Source organism: Delftia acidovorans SPH-1 (assembly GCF_000018665.1).
Taxonomy (GTDB): Bacteria; Pseudomonadota; Gammaproteobacteria; order Burkholderiales; family Burkholderiaceae_C; genus Comamonas; species Comamonas acidovorans.
In genome coordinates this window covers 5412984-5436792 of record NC_010002.1, presented here as the reverse complement: position 1 = coordinate 5436792, position 23809 = coordinate 5412984, and the positions used below count along the sequence as shown (strand labels likewise).

Annotated in this window: 21 protein-coding genes and 1 other RNA gene; 14 read left to right on the top strand and 8 right to left on the bottom strand. The window is 66.6% G+C overall.

Translation table 11 applies throughout. From position 1 onward, the window contains the following. Positions 1-45: 45 nt before the first annotated feature. On the bottom strand, positions 46-1530 hold the full coding sequence (locus tag DACI_RS24850) for a Ppx/GppA phosphatase family protein (RefSeq protein WP_012206718.1): 1485 nt from the start codon (positions 1528-1530) through the stop codon (positions 46-48). Positions 1531-1775: 245 nt separating this feature from the next. Between DACI_RS24850 and pstS the strand changes: the two genes are divergently transcribed. The 7 genes from pstS (at position 1776) to phoR (ending at position 8572) form a co-directional block, all read left to right on the top strand. Beyond that, complete coding sequence (gene pstS / locus DACI_RS24845; protein ID WP_012206717.1) at positions 1776-2816, top strand: phosphate ABC transporter substrate-binding protein PstS; 1041 nt, start codon at positions 1776-1778, stop codon at positions 2814-2816. 171 nt (positions 2817-2987) lie between these two features. After that, the gene (gene pstC, locus DACI_RS24840) at positions 2988-3926 is read left to right on the top strand and encodes a phosphate ABC transporter permease subunit PstC (protein WP_012206716.1); all 939 of its coding nucleotides are present in this window, start codon (positions 2988-2990) and stop codon (positions 3924-3926) included. Between the two features lie 17 nt (positions 3927-3943). After that, a complete protein-coding gene (pstA, locus tag DACI_RS24835) occupies positions 3944-4807 on the top strand; it encodes a phosphate ABC transporter permease PstA (protein ID WP_034398840.1) in 864 nt (287 codons plus the stop codon). A 38-nt stretch (positions 4808-4845) separates the two neighbouring features. Further along, positions 4846-5628 (top strand): phosphate ABC transporter ATP-binding protein PstB, encoded by a 783-nt coding sequence (gene pstB, locus DACI_RS24830; RefSeq protein ID WP_012206714.1) that lies wholly within the window; start codon positions 4846-4848, stop codon positions 5626-5628. A 13-nt stretch (positions 5629-5641) separates the two neighbouring features. After that, positions 5642-6343 carry a phosphate signaling complex protein PhoU gene (gene phoU / locus DACI_RS24825; RefSeq protein WP_012206713.1) on the top strand — a complete coding sequence of 234 codons (702 nt, stop codon included), beginning with the start codon at positions 5642-5644 and terminating at the stop codon, positions 6341-6343. 20 nt (positions 6344-6363) lie between these two features. After that, positions 6364-7059, top strand: coding sequence for a phosphate regulon transcriptional regulator PhoB (gene phoB, locus DACI_RS24820; protein ID WP_012206712.1), 696 nt, complete (start codon positions 6364-6366; stop codon positions 7057-7059). Positions 7060-7177: 118 nt separating this feature from the next. Further along, positions 7178-8572 (top strand): phosphate regulon sensor histidine kinase PhoR, encoded by a 1395-nt coding sequence (gene phoR, locus DACI_RS24815; protein ID WP_012206711.1) that lies wholly within the window; start codon positions 7178-7180, stop codon positions 8570-8572. Between the two features lie 30 nt (positions 8573-8602). On the opposite strand, the gene DACI_RS24810 is transcribed toward phoR, so the two are convergent. The 4 genes from DACI_RS24810 to DACI_RS24795 all read right to left on the bottom strand — a co-directional run bounded on the left by DACI_RS24810 (position 8603) and on the right by DACI_RS24795 (position 13415). Continuing rightward, complete coding sequence (locus DACI_RS24810) at positions 8603-9970, bottom strand: MATE family efflux transporter (RefSeq protein ID WP_012206710.1); 1368 nt, start codon at positions 9968-9970, stop codon at positions 8603-8605. Further along, positions 9967-11706, bottom strand: a complete 1740-nt coding sequence (locus DACI_RS24805) for a hypothetical protein (RefSeq protein WP_012206709.1) — start codon at positions 11704-11706, stop codon at positions 9967-9969. The genes DACI_RS24810 and DACI_RS24805 overlap by 4 nt, the downstream gene beginning before the upstream one ends. A 155-nt stretch (positions 11707-11861) precedes the next feature. Then, positions 11862-12107 (bottom strand): type B 50S ribosomal protein L31, encoded by a 246-nt coding sequence (locus DACI_RS24800; protein WP_012206708.1) that lies wholly within the window; start codon positions 12105-12107, stop codon positions 11862-11864. A gap of 114 nt (positions 12108-12221) precedes the next feature. Then, positions 12222-13415 carry a citrate synthase family protein gene (locus tag DACI_RS24795; RefSeq protein ID WP_012206707.1) on the bottom strand — a complete coding sequence of 398 codons (1194 nt, stop codon included), beginning with the start codon at positions 13413-13415 and terminating at the stop codon, positions 12222-12224. A 101-nt stretch (positions 13416-13516) separates the two neighbouring features. On the opposite strand from DACI_RS24795, the gene DACI_RS24790 reads away from it, so the two are divergent. Next, positions 13517-14926, top strand: coding sequence for a CoA transferase (locus tag DACI_RS24790; RefSeq protein WP_012206706.1), 1410 nt, complete (start codon positions 13517-13519; stop codon positions 14924-14926). 73 nt (positions 14927-14999) lie between these two features. Here DACI_RS24790 and rho read toward each other — a convergent pair whose 3' ends face one another. Next, positions 15000-16262, bottom strand: a complete 1263-nt coding sequence (gene rho, locus DACI_RS24785; RefSeq protein WP_012206705.1) for a transcription termination factor Rho — start codon at positions 16260-16262, stop codon at positions 15000-15002. A gap of 266 nt (positions 16263-16528) precedes the next feature. After that, a complete protein-coding gene (trxA, locus tag DACI_RS24780; protein WP_012206704.1) occupies positions 16529-16861 on the bottom strand; it encodes a thioredoxin TrxA in 333 nt (110 codons plus the stop codon). Between the two features lie 271 nt (positions 16862-17132). On the opposite strand from trxA, the gene DACI_RS24775 reads away from it, so the two are divergent. Continuing rightward, positions 17133-18509 (top strand): TIGR03862 family flavoprotein, encoded by a 1377-nt coding sequence (locus tag DACI_RS24775; RefSeq protein ID WP_012206703.1) that lies wholly within the window; start codon positions 17133-17135, stop codon positions 18507-18509. A gap of 65 nt (positions 18510-18574) precedes the next feature. Here DACI_RS24775 and ffs read toward each other — a convergent pair. Then, positions 18575-18671: signal recognition particle sRNA small type (gene ffs, locus DACI_RS30845), an RNA gene on the bottom strand. A 100-nt stretch (positions 18672-18771) separates the two neighbouring features. Here ffs and dnaX point away from each other — a divergent pair. The 5 genes from dnaX (at position 18772) to DACI_RS24750 (ending at position 23741) form a co-directional block, all read left to right on the top strand. After that, positions 18772-20967, top strand: coding sequence for a DNA polymerase III subunit gamma/tau (dnaX, locus tag DACI_RS24770; RefSeq protein WP_012206702.1), 2196 nt, complete (start codon positions 18772-18774; stop codon positions 20965-20967). A gap of 47 nt (positions 20968-21014) precedes the next feature. Next, complete coding sequence (locus DACI_RS24765) at positions 21015-21347, top strand: YbaB/EbfC family nucleoid-associated protein (protein ID WP_012206701.1); 333 nt, start codon at positions 21015-21017, stop codon at positions 21345-21347. 145 nt (positions 21348-21492) lie between these two features. Beyond that, on the top strand, positions 21493-22083 hold the full coding sequence (recR, locus tag DACI_RS24760; RefSeq protein WP_012206700.1) for a recombination mediator RecR: 591 nt from the start codon (positions 21493-21495) through the stop codon (positions 22081-22083). A gap of 45 nt (positions 22084-22128) precedes the next feature. Further along, entirely contained in the window at positions 22129-22560 is a 432-nt protein-coding gene (locus DACI_RS24755) for an MAPEG family protein (RefSeq protein WP_012206699.1), read from the top strand. A 95-nt stretch (positions 22561-22655) separates the two neighbouring features. Beyond that, on the top strand, positions 22656-23741 hold the full coding sequence (locus DACI_RS24750) for an ABC transporter substrate-binding protein (protein WP_012206698.1): 1086 nt from the start codon (positions 22656-22658) through the stop codon (positions 23739-23741). Positions 23742-23809: the final 68 nt, after the last annotated feature.

The window sequence follows — 23809 nt, the reverse complement described above, 5'->3', positions numbered from 1 at the left end:
CGCCCCGCGCCATCCCCCGGCGCAAGCCGAAGCGGGTGGCCGTGCTCAGTGCAGATGCAGCTGCAAGGTCCAGGGTGTCTTCTGCCATGCCACGGCCTCGGTGCGCAGCAGCTGGGCGGACTGGGGATAGCTTTTGGCCCAGCCTTCCGGCACGGTCAGGTGAAAGACGCTGTCCGAGCGATGCAGGCGAATGCCCTGCAGATCGGGGTCTCGCCGGGCATGGCACAGCTGCACGGCCAGCCGCAGTGCGAGCAAGGGCCAGGCCACGGCCTGGTCCTCGATGGCGGCTTCCAGCTTGCGCAGCTTGCCCTGGTGGCCGAGCACGAGCTGGGTGATGCGCGCGCGCAGCTCCACAGGCCATGTCGCGGCACCGCAGTGCTCGGTGATGTAGGCGCCGTGCCGGTGGTAGGCGCTCAGGGAGATGCGCATGCCGATCTCGTGCAGGCTGGCGGCCGTGTCCAGTGCATGCGTGGACAGGGCATCGGGCGGTTGTTGCGCGTGCAGCGATTGCCAGGCCCAGCGTGCCACCTTGCGCACGCGCAGCGCATGCGGGGCGTCAATGCCGAAGTCCTGCTGCAGCGCGGCAATTTCGGCTGCCTCGCGGTCGGCGGGGGGCTCGTGCTCCAGCAGGTCGTGCAAAACGCCCTGGCGCAGCGCGCCCTGGGCGACTTCCAGTTCATTGATGCCCAGCAGGCCCAGGGCCGCAATCAGGATGCTCAGGCCTCCGGCGATGACGGCGCGGCGGTCTTCCTTGAGTCCGGCCAGCCGGATGCGGTCCACATGGCCGGCCTCCATCAGCTGCTCATGCAGCCAGCGCAGGCTGTCGGGCGTGATCATCCCGCCGGAATATCCGTTGGCAGCCAGGATGTCGCCCACGGCGTTGGCCGTGCCCGACGAGGCATAGGCGCAGTCCCATGCAGTGGCCGGGTAGGCCGAGACGGTCTGGGTGAGGGCCGCCTGCGCGGCCTTGATGGCGGCCGAGAAATGTGCGCGCGACAGCGTGCCTTCGCCAAAGAACTGCGTGCTCCAGGCGACGCTGCCTATGGGGTAGGAGGCCACCTGGCGCGCCTCGCCATGCTGGCCGATGATGACTTCGGTCGAGCGGCCGCCAATGTCCACCACCAGGCGCCGCTGCTGTGAGGGCGGCAACAGGCTGGAGACGCCGCGATAGATCAGCCGGGCCTCTTCCTCGCCCGAGATGACCTCGATGGGAAAGCCCAGCAGGGCGCTGCCGCGTGCGATGAAGACATCGCGGTTGCGGGCCTCCCGCAGGGTTTGCGTGGCCACGGCGCGGACCTGGTCGGCAGGAAAGCCGGCCAGGCGCTCGCCAAAGCGTGCCAGGCAGTCCCAGCCGCGTTGCATGGCCTCGTCGGTCAGCTCATGGTGCTCGTTGAGCCCATTGCCCTGGCGCACGGTCTCCTTGAGATATTCCACGCGCTCTATGCGCTGGTGGCTGCCGACGCGGCCTATTTCCAGGCGAAAGCTGTTGGATCCGAGGTCAACGGCGGCGAGCAGGGATTCTGGTGCCATGAAAGAAACGCCAATCAAGATTCGTCGAGCAGGAGTGCGCAGCGGTGCCGGGTGGCAGGGCTGCGCTTGTCTGGTGCCAGCTCGTGCGAGGCACAAGACTAAGACGGAATTGTGACACCGCGATGACCCGGGTCTTACAGACTATGGCCCAGCATTTGTGACGCCTTTTCTCTGTGTCATATCAATGTCACAAAGCCTTCTTACAGTCCAGCCATCGCATCTTTCAACCCCTAAGAGGTCTGTACATGAAGTTGTCTGTGATTCACATTCTGGTGGCTGGTGCTCTGTCTGCGGGCGGTATGGGCCAGGCCCTGGCCCAGCAGGAAGCCACCGGCGCCGGCGCCAGCTTCCCTGCGCCGCTGTACTCGAAGTGGGCCGCCGATTACCACAAGGCCACCGGCGTGAAGATCAACTACCAGTCCGTGGGCTCCAGCGCCGGCATCAAGCAGATCGAAGCCAAGACCGTGGACTTCGGTGCTTCGGACGAGCCGCTCAAGGACGACGAACTGGCCAAGAAGGGCCTGGTGCAATTCCCCACCGTGATCGGCGGCATCGTGCCCGTGGTCAATATCAAGGGCATCCAGCCCGGCCAGCTCAAGCTGACCGGCCAGGTGCTGGGCGACATCTACCTGGGCAAGATCACCAAGTGGAACGACGAGGCCATCAAGGCCCTGAACCCCGGCGTGACCCTGCCTGACGCCACCATCGCTCCCGTGCGCCGTGCTGACGGCTCGGGCACCACCTTCGGCTTCACGAACTACCTGTCCAAGGTCAATGCCGAGTGGAAGGAAAAGGTTGGCGAAGGCAAGGCCGTGAACTGGCCCACGGGTGCCGGCGGCAAGGGCAATGAAGGCGTGGCCGCTTTCGTGGGCCGCCTGCCCAACTCCATCGGCTACGTCGAGTACGCCTATGTCAAGCAAAACAAGCTGACCTACACGCAGCTGCAGACCGCTGGCGGCGCCTTCGTGTCGCCCGACGACGCCACCTTCAAGGCCGCTGCCGCCGGTGCCGACTGGGCCAAGAGCTTCTACCAGATCCTGACCAACCAGCCCGGCAAGGATGCATGGCCCATCACCTCGGCCACGTTCATCATCATGCACAAGGCCCAGGACAAGCCCGCACAGGCCGCTGCCTCGCTGAAGTTCTTCGAGTGGGCCTACAAGTCCGGCGACAAGACCGCCACCGACCTGGACTACGTGCCCATGCCTGACGCCGTCAAGAACGTGATCTTCCAATCCTGGGGTCAAGTCAAGGATGCCTCGGGTACCGCGATTTCCCTGAAGTAAACCCTGAAAAGGGGCCGTGGCGCACCGCCGGCAGGTGCATCATGGCCCCCCTGATCTCCCCACAAACCGCGAATAAAGGCGCCTCACGTGTCCACAACGTCGCCCTCGAACTCGCTGGCCGCCTCTGCACAGGCTTCCCAGCGACGCACACCTTCTCCGCTACGCCCCCCGATGCTGTCGGGGCGCGTGGCGGATCGCTTGTTTGGCGCTCTCGCGCGTCTGGCCGCGCTGCTGACGCTGGGCCTGCTGCTGGCCATCCTGGCTTCGCTGCTGGTCGGCGCCTGGCCCGCCATCTATGAATACGGCCTGAGCTTTCTGGGCCGCAGCGTCTGGGACCCCGTTCGCAACGAATATGGCGGCCTGGTCATGATTTACGGCACGCTGGCCACTTCGGCCATCGCGTTGCTGATTGCGGTGCCCGTGAGCTTTGGCATCGCCCTGTTCCTCACCGAGCTGTCGCCCGCCTGGCTCAAGCGCCCGCTGGGCACCGCCGTCGAGCTGCTGGCCGCCGTGCCCTCCATCGTCTACGGCATGTGGGGCCTGATGGTCTTCGGTCCCGTGCTCTCCACCTATGTGCAGCAGCCGCTGCAAAAGCTGTTTCAGGGCGTTCCTTATCTGGAAGCCTTCGTGTCCGGCCCGCCCGTGGGCATCGGCATCCTGTCGGCCGGCATCATCCTGGCCATCATGATCATCCCCTTCATCGCCTCGGTGATGCGCGATGTGTTCGAGGTCACGCCGGCCCTGCTCAAGGAGTCGGCCTACGGCCTGGGCTCCACGACCTGGGAAGTGGTCTGGAAGGTCGTGCTGCCCTACACAAAGACCGGCGTGCTCGGTGGCGTGATGCTGGGTCTGGGCCGTGCGCTGGGCGAGACCATGGCCGTCACCTTCGTGATCGGCAACATGAACCAGCTCAACTCTCTGTCGGTCTTCGAGGCTGCCAATAGCATCACCTCGGCGCTGGCCAACGAGTTTGCCGAAGCGGGCGAAGGCCTGCACCAGGCTTCGCTGATCTATCTGGGCCTGGTGCTGTTCTTCATCACCTTCGTGGTGCTGGCCTGCTCCAAGGTGCTGCTCAACCGTCTGCAGAAGAATGAAGGAGCCCGCTCGTGAGCAGCACCTCCACCAAGATGATCAATGCCGCCGAACTGACGCGCGTGCGCCAGGCCAAGTACGCCAAGCGCAAGCGGGTGAACCAGGTGGCGCTGACCCTGTCGCTGGCTGCCATGGCCTTCGGCGTGTTCTGGCTGGTCTGGATCCTGTGGGAAACCATCACGCTGGGTATCGGCGGCCTGAGCCTGGCGCTGTTCAGCGAGATGACGCCTCCGCCCAATGAGGCGGGCGGCATTGCCAACGCCATCTTCGGCTCGCTGATCATGGTGGCGCTGGCCACCTTCGTCGGCACGCCCATCGGCGTGATGGCCGGTGTCTACCTGGCTGAATACGATGCGCGCGGCTGGCTGGCCAATACCACGCGCTTCGTCAACGACATCCTGCTGTCGGCGCCTTCCATCGTGATCGGCCTGTTCGTCTACACCGTGGTCGTGGCGCGCTTCAAGAGCTTTTCCGGCTACGCGGGCGTGGTGGCGCTGGCGCTGATCGTGATTCCCGTGGTCATCCGCACCACCGAGAACATGCTGGTGCTGGTGCCTGCCAGCCTGCGCGAAGCGGCCTATGCACTGGGCACGCCCAAGTGGAAGGTCATCATCATGGTGACGCTGCGTGCAGCGCGTGCCGGCGTGATCACCGGCGTGCTGCTGGCCGTGGCCCGCATTGCCGGGGAAACCGCTCCGCTGCTGTTCACGGCGCTGAACAACCAGTTCTGGAATGCCGACCTGTCCAAGCCCATGGCCAGCCTGCCGGTGACGATCTTCAAGTTCGCGATGAGCCCTTACGAGAATTGGCAGCAACTGGCCTGGGCCGGCGTGTTCCTGATCACCGTGGCGGTGCTCGGTCTCAATATCCTGGCGCGGTTCCTGACCCGCCAGAAGTAATGCAGCAATAAGCAATCAACAAGGACAAGGATCACGCAATGACTGCGACCTCTTCCACCGCGCTGAACTCCTCCAAGCTGACGGTTCGCGACCTGAACTTCTACTACGGCAAGTTCCACGCCCTCAAGGGCATCAACCTGGACATCCCCGAAAAGAAGGTCACGGCCTTCATCGGCCCGTCGGGCTGCGGCAAGTCCACGCTGCTGCGCACCTTCAACCGCATGTTCGAGCTGTACCCCGAGCAGCGCGCCGAAGGCCAGATCATGCTGGACGGCGAGAACCTGCTGACCAGCAAGCAGGACGTGGCGCTGATCCGCGCCAAGGTGGGCATGGTCTTCCAGAAGCCCACGCCGTTTCCCATGTCCATCTACGACAACATCGCCTTCGGCGTGAAGCTGTTTGAAAACCTCAGCTCCTCCGACATGGACGACCGGGTCGAATGGGCACTGCGCAAGGCGGCCCTGTGGGGCGAGGTCAAGGACAAGCTGCAGCAAAGCGGCTCGGGCCTGTCCGGCGGCCAGCAGCAGCGCCTGTGCATCGCGCGCGGCATTGCCATCAAGCCAGAAGTGCTGCTGCTCGACGAGCCCTGCTCGGCCCTGGACCCGATCTCCACGGCCAAGATCGAGGAGCTGATTGCCGAGCTGAAGAACGACTACACCGTCGTCATCGTGACGCACAACATGCAGCAGGCAGCGCGCTGCAGCGACTACACGGCCTACATGTACCTGGGCGATCTGGTGGAGTTCGGAGACACCGAGCAGATGTTCTTCAAGCCCCAGCGCAAGGAAACGGAAGACTACATCACAGGCCGCTTCGGCTGAGCAGGAGCAATCGATGAACGAAAAACACCTTTCCAGCCAGTTCGACAGCGAACTCAACCGCGTCTCTGCGCGCGTCATGGAGCTCGGCGGCCTGGTCGAGTCCCAGATCCGCCAGGCGGTCTATGCGCTGTCGCGCTTCAGCATCGAGGCCGTGGAGCAGGTCGATGCCGCGGAAAAGCGCGTCAACGCCATGGAAGTGGAGATCGACCACGAGCTCTCGTCCATCATCGCCCGGCGCCAGCCCACGGCGCGCGACCTGCGCCTGCTGATCGCCTTCTCCAAGGCCACGGCCAATCTGGAGCGCATGGGTGACGAAGCGCACAAGATGGCGCGGATGGTCAAGTCCATCATCGAAAGCGGTGCTGCGCGCTCCCTGCCCACCGGCGACCTGCGCACGGCGGCCGAGATGGCCTCGGGCCTGCTGCGCAAGACGCTGGACGCCTTTGCACGCCTGGACACCAAGGCGGCCGTGGCCATCCTCAAGGAAGATGATCTGATCGACCAGGAGTTCGACGGCTTCGTGCGCAAGCTCATCACCTACATGATGGAAGACCCGCGCACCATCTCGGCCAGCCTGGACCTGCTGTTCCTGGCCAAGGCCATTGAGCGCATCGGCGACCATTCCAAGAATGTGGCCGAGCTGATCATCTATCTGGTGGAGGGCAAGGATGTCCGTCACCAGACCATGGATGCCATTGAGTCGGCAGTGCTGTAAGTGCCGGAGGCGAACAACGGATGAAGAAGATGCCCATGGTCCTCATCGTCGAGGACGAGCCCGCCATCGCGGAGCTGATCGCTGTCAACCTGCGGCACAACGGCTTCCAGCCGGTCTGGGCCGAGGATGGCGTGACGGCTCAGCGCGAGCTGGATGCCGTGCTGCCCGACGTGATCCTGCTTGACTGGATGCTGCCCGGCGCCAGCGGCCTGTCCCTGGCGCGCAAATGGCGCGCGGACAGCCGCACCAAGGCCGTGCCCATTCTGATGCTCACGGCGCGCGGCGATGAACCGGACAAGGTGGCGGGGCTCGATGCGGGCGCCGATGACTACATCACCAAGCCCTTCTCGACCCAGGAGCTGCTCGCGCGCATCCGTGCCGTGCTGCGGCGCCGTGCGCCCGAGCAGATTCAGGACAAGGTCAATATCGGCGAGCTGGTGCTCGATGCCGCCGCGCACCGCGTGAGCTGGCAGGGCGACATGATCAAGGTGGGGCCCACCGAGTTCAAGCTGCTGCACTATCTGATGAAGCACCCCGAGCGCGTGCACAGCCGTGCCCAGTTGCTGGACAAGGTCTGGGGCGATCACGTCTTCATCGAGGAGCGCACGGTGGACGTGCACGTCAAGCGGCTGCGCGAGGCGCTGGGCATGGCCGGTGCATTGATCGAGACGGTACGCGGCGCCGGCTACCGGCTCAGCGCGCAGGCGCTGGCCTGAGGCCGTTTTTTCCGCATGAATCCACGCATGGCCTTCACGGGTCATGCCAGGGCGCCGCTGCCCCGGGCAGCGAATACAACGCAAAGAAGGCGCAAGTATGGGTTGGCGAGGTTTTCGCTTGTTGGCGTCCCAGATCGCGGGCGCATTGCTGGGCTGGTGGCTCTGGGGCGTCATGTCCGCCTCCAGCCCCGGCATGGCCGCCCAGGCCGTGGCGGCCCTGACGGGAGCGCTGTGCGCGGGCTGGATCTGGTGGCTGGTGGACAGCTGGAACGCCATGCGCCTGCTGTCCTGGCTGCGCCAGTCGGAGTTGCGGGAGGCGCCCGAGCTCAGCGGCATCTGGGGTGAGGCCAGCGTGCGCATGCGCCGGTGGCTGCGCCAGAGCGTGCAGCAGGTGCAGCAGGGCGATCAGCGCCTCAACGACATTCTTTCCGCCCTGCAGGCCAGCCCCAATGGCGTGGTCCTGCTGGATGCCGATGGACGTATCGAGTGGTGCAACCAGATCGCGGCGCGGCAGTTCGGCTTCGATGCCGAACGCGACCTGCTGCAAAGCATTGGCAACCTGGTGCGCGACCCCGAGTTCAGCGCCTATTTCGCCACCCAGGATTTCTCACGCGACCTGGTCATGCAGGGCCGCGAAAGCACGGCCTCGCGGCCCGTCAAGCTGTCGGTGCAGCTGTATGGCTATGGCGAAGGGCGCAAGCTGCTGCTGGCGCGCGATGTCACCGCGGTGGAGCAGGCAGAGGCCATGCGCCGCGACTTCGTGGCCAATGTCTCGCATGAAATCCGCACGCCGCTGACCGTGCTCGTGGGCTTTGTGGAGACGCTGCAGAACCTGCCGCTGGAGCCCGAGGAGCGCAACCGCTACCTGGGACTGATGGCCCAGCAGGCCGAGCGCATGCAGCATCTGGTGGAAGACCTGCTGGCGCTGTCGCGCCTGGAGGGCAGCCCCTTGCCCAGCAGCAACGAATGGGTGCCCGTGGCCCAGCTGATGCAGCGCTGCGAGAACGAGGCGCGCGGCCTGTCTTCCATGCTCACGCGCAAGCAATCCCTGCCGCATGCGCTGAGCTTTCCGTCGGCCGAGATGCTGGCGCAGGCCGGTGAGGTGGCCGGCGCCAGCGCCGAGCTGCAAAGCGCTTTCTCCAACCTGCTGGCCAACGCCATGCGCTACACGCCGGCAGGCGGGCGCATCGAGGTGACCTGGGAGAGCCTGCCTGATGGATCGGCACGCTTTGCCGTGCAGGACTCCGGGCCAGGCATCGAACCCAAGCACCTGGCACGTCTGACAGAACGCTTTTACCGTGTGGACCGCAGCCGTTCGCGCGACACCGGCGGCACGGGCCTGGGCCTGGCCATCGTCAAGCATGTGCTGCAGCGCCATGGCGCCAAGCTGGGCATCACCAGCGCGCCGGGCCAGGGGTCGGAGTTTTCCGTGACCTTTCCGGCCAGCCGTGTCCGCATCGCGGCCCCAGGCACACGCGAAGTCGGCGAGGCCCGCGAAAGCCGCGCCGCATAGGCGTGGCCCCGTGTGAACGGCCGTTGCCGTTCAGCGGCTTGTGGCTTTGCGCACGATGGCGCTGAACACCAGGGCCGTCACCAGCAGCGCACAGGCACTGCTGGCCCAGAACGGGGCGGGCGTGCCATGGTGCAGCCAGGCGGGCAGGGCGCTGTCCGTGCCGTAGGCCAGCCAGTATCCGCCGGCCAGTCCGCCGCCCCACAGCAGCAGGCAGTAGATGACCAGCGGCGCCACGGTGATGCGGTAGCAGCGCAGCACGAAGAGGCAGAAGGTCTGCACGGCGTCGGCCACATGGTAGGCAGCCACCCAGGCCAGCAGGCTGGCGGTAGTGGACACCACCTCGGGGTTGCTGCTGTAGATGCTGGCCAGGCCCTCGCGGGACAGGAACAGTGCCGAGGCCAGCACCAGTCCACCCGTTGCCGCAAGCCGCCATCCCATGGTGACAAGGCGGCGCGCCATGGCCTCGTCCCCCGCGCCGCGCCAGTAGCTGATCCGCGCGCTGGTGGCAATCGCCAGGGACAGGGGCACCATGTAGCACAGCGCCGCAAGATTGGCAGCAATCTGGTGGCTGGCCGAGGACAGCGTGCCCTGGCGCGCCACGAACAAGGCCATCAGCGTGAACGAGGTCACCTCCACCAAAATTGCCAGCCCTGCAGGAACGCCCAGTCGAGCGAACTGCGCCAGTTGCGGCCAGTCCGGGGGCTCCATGCGCTGCCACAGCGCCAGGGGCGCATACAGGCGCTGGCTGCGCATCAGCACGAATGCGAGGGCAACCATGGCGTAGTTCACCACCAGCGTGGCCCAGGCACAGCCCTCGGCGCCCAGCGCAGGCAGGCCGGCGCCGCCAAAGGCCAGCCAGATCGACAGGGGGATTTTCAGCAGCAGCGACAGCAACTGCAGCCAGGTCACCAGCAGGGGATGGCCCAGCGCCTGGTTCAGTGTGCTGTAGATGCGAAACAGCAGCGCGGCCGGAAGGCTCCAGGCCAGCACCGAAAGATAGGCCCGCACCTCCACCTGCAGCGGTGGCGGCACATCGGCCCAGCGCAGCAGCGCATCGGGAAACAGCAGCACGCCCATGCCCAGGGCGCAGGCGGCCAGCAGCATGTACATGGCCTGGCGCAGCGTGCGGCCTATGGCCTCGGGCTGTCCGGCGCCGCGATGCTCGGCCCACAGCGGCAGCAGGGCCTGGAAGATGCCCATCAGCGAGACATAGACACTCACGAAGATGGCCGAGCCCACGGACAGCGCTGCCAGCGCTTCTTCGGCGTAGCGGCCCGCCACGATGGTGTCGGTCACGCCGAAGGCCATCACCGCCAGCTGTCCGGCCAGCACGGTCAGCGCGTGCTGGGCGATGGTGCGCCGTTCGGTGCCCAGTGGCGCGCGCGCGGGCTGGCTCATGGCCTGGCCTGGGCGCGGCTCGCCTGAGGCCTGCGCTTCAAGACCAGCAGGAAGTCCTTGCGATCGGTGGGGCGCACCACGCGGGCCACGGTTTCCCAGGTGCCCTGCAGGCGCGCGCTGTGCGGGTCCAGCCAGGTTTCTTCCTCGGCCACCATCCAGTCGCAGCGTGCGGCGCCGGCCATGCTCAGGCGTTGGGTGTCGATGTCGCCGTAAAACCGCAGCGCCGCAATGTGGGCGCGGGGCAGGCCATAGGTTTGCACGCAGCTGCCGTCCTTGGGCAGTTCGGCCAGCACCTGGCGCATCTGCGGCTCGAAGCTGCGCGCGTGGTCCAGCAGCGGCAGCCACAGCGTCATCAGCAGCAGCCAGCCCAGCGTGGCGCCGCTGGCCGGCAGCACCAGGCTCTTCCAGATGGCGGCGCGGTTGCGCGATGTGCGCCAGGCGACGAGCACGCACCAGGCCAAGGTGGCGGCAACCGCCACGGCGAAGGAGAGCACCGAGAATTCCGGCGTGAACTGCGGAGCCAGCCTGGCCACATTGGCAGCCGGCTTGGCGGGAATGCCTGTCTGCAGCGAAAGCCAGATCACCCAGATGGCAATGGCGGCGGCGCTGAAGAACAGCAGGGTGAACCAGTCGATCAATGCGCTGATGCTGCGGCGCAGCGTCGGCAGGGCAAAGGCTGCCAGCGTGGCGATGGCGGGCAGGCCCAGCAGCAGGGCACGGTCCGCAGGCAGCGTGCTCAGCGAAGCGATCACCGGAATGACGGCGAACCACAGCGGCAGCGCCAGATGGGGATAGCGGCGAGGCGCGGCGATCTGGCGGCGCCAGACCCACAGGGTCCACATGGCCAGCGGCCAGGCCGGCCAGCTGAACCACAGCAGCAGCCTGACCAGGCTTTGCCATTCCTTGGCGGTGCCGCTGTCCACAAGGCGCCAGGCCCATTGGTCCAGCCACCAGGACAGTGCAGCCGCCAGCAGCGTGACCCCCAGCCACAGCGCGGTCCAGATGCGCGCCTCGCGCGGCGCGGGCGAGGGCTCGTCACCCCAGGTGCGCGAGAAAAACGCCATGGTCGCACCGCCCAGGCCGAACAGCGTGGCCACGGTGGGCGCGCCGCTCAGCGCCAGGCCCGGCAGGCCCAGCAGCAGCGCCAGCATGGCGGTGCGGCCGTGGTAGGGCATGGCTGCGGCGGCAAAGAACAGCAGGGCCGCGCAGCCGAGCTGGGTCATGTAGCTGGTGGTTTCATGGGAAAGCTGGGCCAGGCCCAGGCAGGCCACCAGGGCCAGCAGGCCGCCATCGGCCATGGCGCGCGCATAGTCGGTGGGCTGTGCCTCGCCGCCGAAGGCGAAGGCCACGGGGCGCGCGCCCGGCGTGCGCGCCAGGTAGTACACGCCCCACCAGGTGGCCGTCAGCGTAAGCACCAGCATGGCGATGAAGGGCAGGCGTGCCGCCATCTCCAGATGCAGCCAGGAAGGCGCTCCCTGCATGGCCAGCGCGCCAAGCCAGTACGACAGCAGGCCCTCGGATTCGGGCAGCAGGCCCGCCATGCGCGGTGCCAGCCACGAGGTATGGCCCAGGGCCAGCTCCCGCATGTAGCCGAAGGCCTCCATGTCGGCCATGCGCCAGGGGCTGCGCCCCACATATCCGGGCACGACATAGGCCAGGCACAGCAGCAGCAGCGACCAGCGGGGCAGGCGGCGCACGGCGCTTTGGGCAACGATGGCAGGGGTGGGCTGGTTCACTCACAGGACTTTCTGCAACGGAGGGCGCAAGAATACGCGAAGCAAGGGCCTCGAAAAGCGTGGAACATGGCTGGCCGGCAGGGATTGGCCGGACTGCGAAAAACAAAAGGGCAGCGCGGTTGCCCGTGCTGCCCTTCTGGCCGGAGAAGCAGGATTTACTTCTTGCCGAAACGGTTGCGGAAGCGCTCCACACGGCCGCCCATGTTGTCCACCGACTTTTGCGTGCCGGTGTAGAACGGGTGCGACTCGGACGAGGTGTCCAGCTTGAACAGGGGGTAGTCCTTGCCTTCGAAGGTTTCGGTTTCCTTCGTGTTCACGCAGGAGCGGGTCACGAACTTGAAGCCGTTGGACAGGTCCACGAACAGAACTTCGCGGTAGTTGGGGTGGATGCCTTCTTTCATGATCTTTCCTTCTGATGCAAGTGCGGTAGCCGTGCCTGACCCGCTGCAACCTTTGTAGCGGTTCAAATCAAGCGTACTTTCCGCAAGAAAAAGCCCTGCATTATCGCATAGTGCTCAGTTGCGTGCCAAGCCGGCGGGCCTGGGGCCCGTGTACGCCGCGCGTGGCCGAATGATCTGCCGTGTGGCGCGCTGCTCCAGCGCCTGTGCCAGCCAGCCAGCGCAGCGGCCCAGCGCGAACAGCCCGAAGGCGCTGCCCGTCGGCAACTGCAGGTGCCGCCGCAGGGCCACCAATGCGAAATCGACCGAAGGGGCCAGGCCAGTGAGTGCCATCACTTCGGCCGCCAGGGCCGCCGCCGGTCCCTGCCTGGGCAGCATTTCCAGCAGCAGGGCGGCGCGCACATCGCCTTCGGGGTAGAGGTGGTGGCCGAAGCCGGGCAGGGTCTCGCCGCGCGCCAGGCGCTGGCGCAGGCGTGCCGGGGCCTGCGCCTCGCCCAGCTCGTCCCAGAGCGCCTCGACGCGCGCGGTCGTGCCGCCGTGGCGCCCGCCCGTCAGGGCGGCAAGTCCTCCCACCACGGCCGCCCGCAGGCTGGCGCCCGTGGACGCCACGCAGCGCGCCGTGAAGCCGGAGGCGTTGAGTTCATGGTCGGCGCACAGCACCAGGGCCATGCGCACCAGGTCGGCGCCTTGTGTGTCCAGCGCCCAAGCCTGGGCGCATTGCAGGTGGATGGGGGCCTTGTCCGGCGCCGTGCCCAGCAGGCAGGCCGCCAGCAGGCGCAGGAGCGCTCCGCAGCCTGCCGCCAGCCGTTCGGGCGATTGCTGCCATGCGGCAGTGGCCGCGTCATCGCTGGCGACGGTGAACAGGGCCAGCAGCGTGTTTTCGCAAGGCTGGCCGGCCATGCGCTGCTGCAGGTCGGCCAGCACAGGGGCGGCCTCCACGGCGTGTGCGGCGAAGGCGGCATCGGCCGGGTATTGCCAGAGCAGGGCGGCGGCCTCTTCCAGCGTGTGCGAGCGTGCCCAGTCCACGGCGTCCTCGCCACGGTAGTAGAGGCGGCCCTGTTCTATCAGCGTGATCGATGACTCCAGCACCGGCAGTCCCCAGTTGAGCGCGGCCTGGGCGACTTCGCGGGGTTTGCGGCCCTGCCCGCGCTGGCGCGCGAGCTGCTCGACCTCTTCGCGCAGGTAGCGGCTTTCGCGCGGCGTGTCTGCCGCGTGGGCGTGCAGCAGTCCTCGGCTGACATAGGCATACAGCGTGGCGCGGCTCACGCCCAGCAGTGCGGTGGCTTCGGTCGAGTTCAGGTAGTCGGGCATGGATGTGATGATATGTTGATTTATTCAATCAATATTGACAATATTTTCTGGAAATCTATGGTGCGAGTTCCAACCCTTGTTTCCGTTGCCAGGAGTGCTCCATGTCCAGTCTTCCGTCCCCTTGCGCTTTTGATCACTGCGCCGCCCAGATCTGGGCGGCACTGGAAGGTGCCCAGGGCGCGCTGCACCGCCTGGAGATGCGCGGGCAAGGCGCCTTGGCCTCGGTGTTTCCGGTCTCCGATCTGGCGGCGGCCAGCCTGGGTGTGGCAGGCCTTGCCATCTCCGAGCTGGTGGCCCAATGCGGCGCTGCCGCGCCGCAGGTGGTGGTGGACCGCAGGCTCGCGTCCCTGTGGTTTGGCAGCAGCCTGCATCCACTGGGCTGGGAGATGCCCGCGCTGTGGGACGCCGTGGCCGGTGACTACCGCACGGCCGATGGCTGGATCCGCCTGCATACCAATGCGCCCCACCACCGCGCAGCGGCACTGGCCGTGCTCGGCGCGCCGGCCAACCGGGAGGCTGTGGCGACGGCGGCCAGGCGCTGGGCGGCGCATGAATTGGAGTCGGCCGTTGTCGCGCAGGGCGGCTGTGCCGCCGCCATGCGCGGGCTGGCTGCCTGGGCTGCGCATCCGCAGGGGCAGGCCGTGCAGCAGGAGCCTTTGCTGGCGTGGCAGATGCATCCGCAGCCGGGCCAGCCCTTCAGTTTCAGTGCTGGTGCGTGGCAGCCATCGGCGCAGCGGCCGCTGCAGGGGCTGCGCGTGCTGGATCTGACGCGCATCCTGGCCGGTCCCGCCGCCACGCGCTGGCTGGCGGGCCATGGTGCCGAGGTGCTGCGCATCGATCCGCCCGGTTGGGAGGAGCCGGGTACGGTGCCTGAAGTCACGCTGGGCAAGCGCTGTGCCCGGCTGGACCTGCGCGCGCCCCAGGATCGTGCCGTGTTCGAGCAACTGCTGGCCGGCGCCGACGTGCTGGTCCATGGTTACCGGGACGGTGCGCTGGAGGGGCTGGGATTCGGGGCCGCGTGGCGCCGTCGGCTGAATCCCTCGCTCATCGATGTGTCGCTCAACGCCTATGGATGGAGCGGGCCCTGGCAGCAGCGGCGCGGCTTCGACAGCCTGGTGCAGATGAGCGCCGGCATTGCCGATGCAGGCATGCACCGGCTGGGCCGTGACCGGCCCACGCCCCTGCCGCTGCAGGCGCTGGACCACGCCACCGGCTATCTGATGGCTGCCGCCGTGGTGATGGCGCTGGTGCGGCGCATGCAGGGGCAAGGCGGCAGCACGGTGCGCGCCTCGTTGGCGCGCACGGCGCATCTTCTGGCGGGGCATGGCGTGGGCGACCCGGATGCCTGCCCGCTGGCGCCGGTGAACGGTGCCGAGGATTTCAGCGCGGCGATCGAGGCGACCTCCTGGGGCGCGGCGCGGCGCCTGCGGGCGCCGGTGGAGGTGGCGGGTGCGCCCATGCACTGGGAGCGCGCGGCCTGTGCGCTGGGCACCTCTGTCGCAGCGTGGTGAGACGGGCGGCTGGAATGCAAAACGCCCCGCGTGAGCGAGGCGTCTGTGGGGGCCGTGGGCTGGATCTCTGAGATCAGCCGCCGCGGCGCATCATGTCGAAGAAGTCCACGTTGGTCTTCGTGGCCCGCATGTTCTTGATCATCAGCTCCATGGCCTCGATCTCGTCCATGTTGTACATGAACTGGCGCAGGATGCGGGTCTTTTGCAGGATCTCGGGAGCCAGCAGCAGTTCTTCGCGGCGTGTGCCGCTCTTGTTGAGTTCGATGGCGGGGAACACGCGCTTTTCGTAGAGACGGCGGTTCAGGGCCAGTTCGCTGTTGCCCGTGCCCTTGAACTCTTCGAAGATCACTTCGTCCATGCGGCTGCCGGTATCGACCAGGGCCGTGGCGATGATGGTCAGCGAGCCGCCTTCTTCCACATTGCGTGCCGCGCCGAAGAAGCGCTTGGGGCGCTGCAGGGCGTTGGAGTCCACGCCGCCCGACAGCACCTTGCCCGACGAGGGCACGACGTTGTTGTAAGCGCGGGCCAGGCGGGTGATGGAGTCCAGCAGGATGACCACGTCCTTCTTGAGCTCGACCAGGCGCTTGGCGCGCTCGATCACCATCTCGGCCACGTGCACGTGGCGCGTGGCGGGCTCGTCGAAGGTGGAGGCGATGATTTCGCCCTTGACCGAGCGCTGCATCTCGGTCACTTCTTCGGGGCGCTCATCGACCAGCAGCACCATCAGGTGCACGTCGGGATGGTTGGCCGTGATGGAGTGGGCGATGCTCTGCATCATCATGGTCTTGCCGCTCTTGGGCGGTGCGACGATCAGCGCGCGCTGGCCGCGGCCGATGGGGGCGATGATGTCGATGATGCGGCCGGTGATGTTCTCCTCACCCTTGATCTCGCGCTCCAGGCGCAGCTGCTGGGTGGGGAACAGGGGGGTCAGATTCTCGAACAGCACCTTGTGCTTGTTCTGCTCGGGCGAGCCGCCGTTGACGGAGTCGAGCTTGGTCAGTGCGAAGTAGCGCTCGCCATCCTTGGGCGTGCGCACCTCACCTTCGATCATGTCGCCGGTGTGCAGGTTGAAGCGGCGGACCTGGCTGGGCGAGATGTAGATGTCGTCGGTGCTGGCCGTGTAGCTGGTGTCGGGGCTGCGCAGAAAGCCGAAACCGTCCGGCAGGATTTCCAGCACGCCGTCGGCGAACACTTGTTCGCCTGCCTTGGCTCGCTTTTTGATGATGGCGAACATCAACTCTTGCTTGCGCATGCGACCGACGTTTTCGATCTCAAGCGCTTCGGCCTGCTTCAGGACTTCAGACACGTGCAGTGCCTTGAGTTCATTAAGGTGCATGGAGTGACTCCAGAACGGAGTGGAAAGAAACCAGGGGAAGGCGTTGAGCCAAGCGAAACACTGTGGAAGTGGGCTGGCTTGCCTGAGGGTCTCAGCGCGGCCTTCAATGCATAAGGCCGGTGATGAAGGGCATTATGACAGGAAAAAATCCGCAGGTCACAGGGAAATTTGCACTGGCGCCTCGTTTATGCGCCAGTGCGATGCGGTGCTGCGGCCAACGCCGGCCCGCATCTGTGACGGCCCCGTGTGCGGGGCCGTCGGGGGAATCAGGCCAGGTGCTGTTCCAGGAAAGCGGACAGCTGTGCCTTGTTGAGGGCGCCCACCTTGGTGGCGGCCAGCTGGCCATCCTTGAACAGCATCAGCGTGGGAATGCCGCGGATGCCGAACTTGGCGGGGATCTCGCGGTTCTCGTCCACATTCATCTTGGCGATGGACAGCTTTTCCTTGTAGGTCTGCGCTGCTTCGTCGAGGATGGGGGCGATCATCTTGCAGGGGCCGCACCATTCGGCCCAGTAATCGACCAGCACCGTGGTGCCAGGCTGCAAGACGTCGGCTTCAAAGCTTGCGTCGGAGATGTGTTTGATCAGTTCGCTGGCCATGGGTGGAGTCCTTGATTTTTCGCAATGAGGAAGGCGCAGGAAAATCCGCACCGCAAAAAGATTGTGACAGAAACCTATCACCTGCTGCACCGTATGGGCGGTAGCTCAATGCTATGACTGTCATAGCTGTTTATGGGGTGGCGACAGGGTTGCCGGGACTCCGGGAATTAGTGGCGCCTGCGCGCAGACCGGCCTGCGGCAGGGTATTCTGCGCGCCCGCGCTGCAGGCATATGTGCCGGCCGTCAGCGCCAAGTTGAATGCGAGCATGGAATGGAAACTGATGTGATGGATGCTTTTGAACCCGGTGCGGCAGCGCGCACGATGGACTGCGATGTGGCGGTGATCGGTGCGGGGCCTGCGGGCCTGATGGCGGCCGAAGGGCTGGCCGGCAAGGGGCTGGATGTCCATGTGTTCGAGGCCAAGTCCTCCGCTGGGCGCAAGTTCCTCATGGCCGGCAAGGGCGGGCTCAACCTGACCCATTCCGAAAACCTGCCCGCCTTTGTCTCCCGCTACGGCGAGCGCAGTGCCGAGGTGTCGCGCTGGCTGGAGCTGCTGTCGCCGGATCAACTGCGTGCCTGGGCCGGTGAACTGGGCGTGGAAACCTTTGTGGGCAGCTCGGGCCGCGTATTCCCCAAGGACATGAAGGCTGCGCCCTTGCTGCGTGCCTGGCTGGTGCGTGTGCAGACCCAGGGCGTGGTGCTGCACACGCGCCACCGCTGGGTGGGCTGGCAGGACGGCGATGCGCTGGGCTTTGATACACCCGAAGGGCGGCTGCAGGTGCGGGCAAGGGCCGTGGTGCTGGCATTGGGTGGTGGCAGCTGGGCGCGCCTGGGCTCGGATGGCGCCTGGCTGCCCTTGCTGGAACAGCGCGGTGTTGAAGTCGCTGTGTTGAAGCCTTCCAACTGCGGGTTCGATGTGGGTCTGGATGGCGCGGCTTCGGGCGGACAGATCGATCGCCGGGAGTTCATGGCCGAGCTGCTGGGCGCCAGCCCCCAGCCTGCGCGCGGCTGGAGTCCTTATTTCACCGAGCGCTTTGCAGGTCAGCCGTTCAAGTCTGTGGCGCTGTCCTTTGATGATGGCAAGGGCCATGTTTTCTCGCGCAAGGGCGAATTCGTTGCCACGACCACGGGCGTGGAAGGCAGCCTGATCTATGCCGTCTCTGCGGCGTTGCGCGAAGCCATTGCGCGCGACGGGCAGGCCACCGTCCATCTCGACCTGCTGCCCCAGTTGACGCCCGAGCGCGTGCTGGTGGAAGTGCGCCATCCGCGCGGCTCGCGCAGCCTGGCCAGCCATCTGAAGGGGCGCCTGGGCCTGGACGGCATCAAGGCCGCCGTGCTGCATGAGGTGCTGGGCAAGGAAGGTGTGGCCGACCCTGTGCGGCTGGCCCATGCCATCAAGGCCCTGCCCATCACCGTGGTGGCGGCCCGACCCATTGACGAGGCCATCAGCACGGCAGGCGGCGTGCGGCTGGAAGCCCTGGACGCCAACGGCATGTGCGCAGCCGCTCCTGGCGTTTTCTGCGCCGGCGAGATGCTGGACTGGGAGGCTCCCACGGGCGGCTACCTGCTGACGGCGTGCATGGCCAGCGGCCTGCAGGCGGCGCAAGGCGTTGCGCGCTATCTCAAAGTGGATGGCGCAGAGCGTTAAGGAGGAGAGGGTGCCGCAGCGGGCCTGGACGGGGCAGGCGCCCGCAGGGCCTGCTGTTCAATGAAGGTGACGAGCCTTGCCCTCGGCACTGGTTTCACGGTTAGGGCTGCTTGGTTCCCCACCTGACCCGGTTGGCCGCTTCCCCATGCGAGGAGGCCCGTCACTCTCGATTATAGGGGCAAACACCGGGCCGCCCGGACGACATGGCCGGCCAAACCCGGGTCGCCTCGGGCAAGGGCGCCCAGCCCCGTAGAATCGCGGGATGTCTTATCTTGTGCTGGCCCGCAAATACCGCCCCCGCAATTTCTCTGAAATGGTGGGGCAGGAGCATGTCGTTCAGGCGCTCACCAATGCCCTGACGCAGCAGCGCCTGCACCATGCCTATCTGTTCACCGGCACGCGCGGCGTGGGCAAGACCACGGTCTCGCGCATTCTGGCCAAGTCGCTCAACTGCCAGGGCGCCGATGGCCAGGGCGGCATCACGGCAACGCCCTGCGGCGTCTGTGCGGCCTGTACCGAAATCGACAGCGGGCGCTTTCCCGACTACACGGAGCTGGACGCTGCCTCCAATCGTGGCGTGGACGAGGTGCAGAGCCTGCTGGAGCAGGCTGTCTACAAGCCGGTGCAGGGACGCTTCAAGGTCTTCATGATCGACGAAGTGCACATGCTCACGAACACGGCCTTCAACGCCATGCTCAAGACGCTGGAGGAGCCGCCCGAATACCTGAAGTTCGTGCTGGCCACCACCGATCCGCAGAAGGTGCCCGTGACCGTGCTCAGCCGCTGCCTGCAGTTCAACCTGCGGCCCATGGCGCCCGAGACCGTGCTGGAGCATCTGGGCCAGGTGCTGGGGCAGGAAGGCGTGGCCTCCGAGCCCCAGGCCCTGCGCCTGCTGTCGCGAGCCGCGCGTGGCTCCATGCGCGATGCGCTGTCGCTGACCGACCAGGCAATCGCCTTTGGCAGCGGACAGCTGCAGGAGGCCACGGTGCGCCAGATGCTGGGCAGCGTGGACCGCAGCCATGTGTTCCGCCTGATCGAGGCACTCGCCCAGGCTGATGGCCAGGTGGTTGTGGAAACCTCCGAGGCGCTGCGCCGCAATGGCCTGTCTGCCGCCTCCACGCTGGAGGAAATGTGCGCCGTGCTGCAGCGCATGGCCGTGGCACAGGCCGTGCCGCAGATGGCCGCCGACGCCAGCGATCCAGAGGCCGCAGAGATCGCCCGCCTTGCGGTGCTGATGCCGCGCGACGAGACCCAGCTGCTCTACAGCATCTGCCTGCATGGCCGGGCCGAACTGGGCCTGGCACCCGACGAGTACGCGGCGCTGACCATGGCGCTGCTGCGGCTGCTGGCGTTCAAGCCGCAATCTGCAGAGCCCGCCCCGGGCGCGGCTGAAAAAAAAACTCCAGCGCTGACCCCCTCCACGGCGAAGCCTGAATCTCCCGCGCCCGTTGCGCAGGCGCGGCCCGCACAGCCCGCTGTGCCTGAGGCTCCCGCTGCCCCAGCCAAGGCGGCCATGCCCGTCCCGGTCGCGCCTCCTGCTCCTGTCGCGCCTGTCGCGCCTGCCGCATCTCCCGTGACCGCTGCGCCCGCCGTGGTCGCTCCCGTGGTGCAAGCCGTTGCGGCTGCAGCGCCTGTTCAGGCGCCCGTGGCCGTGGCCGCGGTTGCCAGGCCGGAACCCGTGCTTGCGCCTGTCCAGGAGGCCAGGCCTTCCGCTGCTCCAGAGGTGCAGCCGGCCGCCCGTGTCGCCCAAGGGCCCCTGGACGAGCCTGTGGATGAGCCCGTGGACGATGTGCAGGAAGACGAAGACTCTTCTGCCGATGAGGCGCCGCAGGCGCAGGATGCCGATGCGCCCGACGAGGGTGCCTGGGCCGGGATGCCCGATGAAGGCTGGGCCGACGAAGGCCGCTGGAGCGATGACGGAGATCTGGCCCTTGAGCCGCCTGCCGCTGCCGTGGCACGGCAGGCCGAACCGCAGATCGACACTCAGATCGATGTGCAGGACTTCGCTCCCGAACGTGGCCGCCATTCCCCCGGTGCGCCACCCGCGCCGACCGTGGAGCGCACGCCCGAGGGCGATGTCTGGCACGCTGCCGTCCAGCAACTGGTGCAGGCCGAGGCCGTCACGGCGCTGGCGCGGCAACTGGCGCTGCAGTCGCAACTGGTGGCGCGCGATGGCGATGCATGGACGCTGCGCGTGGAAAGCAGCTCGCTGGCCCAGCCCGCCACGCGTGAGCGCCTGCGTGCAGCGCTGGAGGCTGCCGGCCTGGCCCGGCAACTGCATGTGGAGCAAGGCGCCGTGGTGGACAGCCCCGCGCGGCGCAATGCGGTGGCCAGCCATGAGCGCCAGCGCATTGCAGAAGACATCGTAATGAATCATTCTCTGGTGCAGACCCTGATCCGCAGCCATGGCGCGAAAATCGTGCCCGGCAGTATCAAGCCCGTATCCATTCAGCCCTGACACGCTCCAGAGCGTTTCGTTTTTACCCTACAGAAGAAGGAACTCACATGTTCAACAAAGGACAACTGGCCGGCCTGATGAAGCAAGCCCAGGCCATGCAGGACAACCTCAAGAAGGCTCAGGATGAACTGGGCAACATCGAGGTGGAAGGTGAATCGGGCGCGGGCCTCGTGAAGGTGGTCATGACCTGCAAGCACGACGTCAAGCGCATCACCATCGACCCCAGCCTGCTGGCCGAAGACAAGGACATGCTGGAAGACCTGGTGGCTGCCGCCTTCAACGCCGCCGTGCGCAAGGCCGAAGAGACTTCCAACGAGAAGATGGGCAAGCTCACGGCCGGCATGCCCGGCCTGCCGGGCGGCATGAAGTTCCCGTTCTGAGGCAGGCCCCAGCGGTTGTGCCGAACAGCCTGGAGAGGCCATGCCGGCTTCTCCAACTGCCCACTCGTGTGGAGTGGCCATCGAGCGATCTGCCCCTGCAGATCGCTTTTTTTCTGAGAACCTTCTCCATTGAAAGGAAGCTGCCATGTCGGACGTGCAATCGCTCGATGGCCTGATCGAGGCCTTGCGCAGGCTCCCGGGTGTGGGCATCAAGTCGGCGCAGCGCATGGCCTTCCACCTGCTGCAGCGCGACCAGGACGGCGCGCGGCAACTGGCCCGTGCCCTGACCACGGCCGTGGAGTCGGTCACCCACTGCGAGCGCTGCCATACCTTCACCGAAGGCCGCATCTGCTCCATCTGCCAGGATGAAGGGCGCGACGCGGCCCGGCTGTGCGTGGTGGAGGCGCCCGCCGATATGGCGGCCATGGAGCGCACGGGTGCCTACCAGGGCTATTACTACGTGCTGATGGGGCGGCTGTCGCCACTCGACGGCATAGGTCCGCGCGATCTGAACCTGTCATCCCTGCTGGAGCGTGCCGGCGACGGCAAGGTGCAGGAGGTGATCCTGGCCACCAGCTTCACGGCCGAAGGCGAGGCCACGGCCCATGCGATCAGCGAGGCCCTGAAGGCGCGCGGCATCCATGTGACGCGGCTGGCGCGCGGCGTGCCCATAGGCAGCGAACTCGAATACGTGGACCTGGGTACGATCGCCCATGCGCTGGTGGACCGCCGGTAGTGGCCGAGGCGGCTGGCGTTTCTTGTCTATTCATCAGGAGCCTGTATGCCGACCTCTGTCATCCTGCCGCCCGGCGGCTTCTCCATAGCGCATTGGTGCCTGCTGGTGGCGGCCCTGCTGCCGCTGGCCTGCGCCTACATCGCCAAGGCGCCCGGCATGAAGCACCGGCCGGGGCAGCGCGGTTTCGACAACCACGAACCCCGGGCCTGGCTGGCGCAGCAGACGGGCTACCAGGCACGGGCCAACGCGGCGCAGGCCAATAGCTTCGAGTGCCTGCCGTTCTTCATTGGCGCCTTGCTGGTTGCCTGGCAATTGGGTGCACCGTCCGCGCGTGTCGATGGCCTGGCCGTGGCCTTTGTTGTGTTGCGCATTGCCTACATCGCCTTCTATGTGACGGACCGCGCCACGCTGCGCAGTCTGGCCTGGGCGCTGGCGCTGGTGGTGAATCTGCTGCTGTTTTTCGCGGGCTACCGCTGAGGCCTGGGTGAGACCTGGGTGAGGGCCGGGCGCGTGTTCACCGCGCACCGTGCTGGCCCTGAAGCCTACGGTGTTTCACATACGGGCAAGCACCGATGCTGTGCATGCGGGCTCTGGGCATGATCGTGCTGCACTGCAGCAAAATAACCACCATGTCTTCCCACGTGCTTGATCGCCGAACCTTGTTGAGCCTCATGGGGCTGGGTTCCCTTTGGTCGTTTCCTTCCCTCGGTTCGGCCGAGCTGGTGACGATTTCCGTGGGCGGTCAGGGCCTGCTGTATTACCTGCCGCTGGTGATTGCCCAGCAACTGGGGTACTTCGAGGCCGAGGGCCTGACCGTGCGCATCGATGACTATCCGGGCGGGTCGCAGTCGCTGCAGGCGCTGGAATCGGGCGCCGCCGATGTGTGCGCGGGTGCCTATGAACACACGCTTGTCGCGCAGCAGCGCGGCAGTGTGCTGCGTGCCTTCGTCGTGCAGGGGCGTGCGCCGCAGATTGCGCTGGGCGTGTCCTCGCGCTGGATGCCGCGCTACCAGACGCTGGCCGACCTGCGCGGGCGGCGCGTGGGCGTGTCCTCGCTGGGCGCATCCACGGCCCGGGCCGTGCAACTGATGCTGCTGGGCGATGGTCTGGAGGCCGATCTGGTGCAACTGGTGGGTGTGGGCTCGGGGCCTGACGCCATGGAGGCGCTGCGCACCGGGCGCGTGCATGCGCTGTGCCATGCGGACCCGCTGATGAGCGTGCTGGAGGACAAGGGAGCCGTGCGCATCGTCAGAGACCTGCGTGATCTGCGCAGCAGCGCACAGCTGTACGGCGGCTCCATGCCCTCGGGCACGCTGTACGCGACCCAGGCCTTTTTGCGCAAGAACCCTGCCAAGGCCCAGGCGCTGAGCAATGCCATGGTCCGATCGCTCAAGTGGCTGCAGACCGCCGCGCCCATGGATGTGCTCAGGGCCGTGCCTGCACCCTATCTGCTGGGCTCGCGGCGCGCCTATCTGTCGGCCTTCGAGCACATGCGCACCACCATCTCGCCGGATGGCCTGATGCCCGATGACGGGCCTGCCACGGCCCTGCGCGCCCTGGTCCGGCTCAACCCTGCGCTGGCGCGCAGCGGTATCGACCTGGAGCGCTCGTTCACCAACGAATTCGTGCGGCAGTCCCGCCAGCGTTTCCACACCTGAGCCCCCGGGCCGCACGCAAAAGAGCCCGCGAAAGCGGGCTCTTTGGAGTGGGGCAGTGGCGGTGCCTT

Bases quoted from the DNA above. Each gene is read 5' to 3' on its own strand.
- DACI_RS24850 (WP_012206718.1), bottom strand. From the start codon at position 1,530: ATGGCACCAGAATCCCTGCTCGCCGCCGTTGACCTCGGATCCAACAGC.
- pstS (WP_012206717.1), top strand. From the start codon at position 1,776: ATGAAGTTGTCTGTGATTCACATTCTGGTGGCTGGTGCTCTGTCTGCG.
- pstC (WP_012206716.1), top strand. From the start codon at position 2,988: ATGCTGTCGGGGCGCGTGGCGGATCGCTTGTTTGGCGCTCTCGCGCGT.
- pstA (WP_034398840.1), top strand. From the start codon at position 3,944: ATGATCAATGCCGCCGAACTGACGCGCGTGCGCCAGGCCAAGTACGCC.
- pstB (WP_012206714.1), top strand. From the start codon at position 4,846: ATGACTGCGACCTCTTCCACCGCGCTGAACTCCTCCAAGCTGACGGTT.
- phoU (WP_012206713.1), top strand. From the start codon at position 5,642: ATGAACGAAAAACACCTTTCCAGCCAGTTCGACAGCGAACTCAACCGC.
- phoB (WP_012206712.1), top strand. From the start codon at position 6,364: ATGAAGAAGATGCCCATGGTCCTCATCGTCGAGGACGAGCCCGCCATC.
- DACI_RS24810 (WP_012206710.1), bottom strand. From the start codon at position 9,970: ATGAGCCAGCCCGCGCGCGCGCCACTGGGCACCGAACGGCGCACCATC.
- DACI_RS24800 (WP_012206708.1), bottom strand. From the start codon at position 12,107: ATGAAAGAAGGCATCCACCCCAACTACCGCGAAGTTCTGTTCGTGGAC.
- DACI_RS24795 (WP_012206707.1), bottom strand. From the start codon at position 13,415: ATGCCCGACTACCTGAACTCGACCGAAGCCACCGCACTGCTGGGCGTG.
- DACI_RS24790 (WP_012206706.1), top strand. From the start codon at position 13,517: ATGTCCAGTCTTCCGTCCCCTTGCGCTTTTGATCACTGCGCCGCCCAG.
- rho (WP_012206705.1), bottom strand. From the start codon at position 16,262: ATGCACCTTAATGAACTCAAGGCACTGCACGTGTCTGAAGTCCTGAAG.
- trxA (WP_012206704.1), bottom strand. From the start codon at position 16,861: ATGGCCAGCGAACTGATCAAACACATCTCCGACGCAAGCTTTGAAGCC.
- DACI_RS24775 (WP_012206703.1), top strand. From the start codon at position 17,133: ATGGAAACTGATGTGATGGATGCTTTTGAACCCGGTGCGGCAGCGCGC.
- dnaX (WP_012206702.1), top strand. From the start codon at position 18,772: ATGTCTTATCTTGTGCTGGCCCGCAAATACCGCCCCCGCAATTTCTCT.
- DACI_RS24765 (WP_012206701.1), top strand. From the start codon at position 21,015: ATGTTCAACAAAGGACAACTGGCCGGCCTGATGAAGCAAGCCCAGGCC.
- recR (WP_012206700.1), top strand. From the start codon at position 21,493: ATGTCGGACGTGCAATCGCTCGATGGCCTGATCGAGGCCTTGCGCAGG.
- DACI_RS24755 (WP_012206699.1), top strand. From the start codon at position 22,129: ATGCCGACCTCTGTCATCCTGCCGCCCGGCGGCTTCTCCATAGCGCAT.
- DACI_RS24750 (WP_012206698.1), top strand. From the start codon at position 22,656: ATGCTGTGCATGCGGGCTCTGGGCATGATCGTGCTGCACTGCAGCAAA.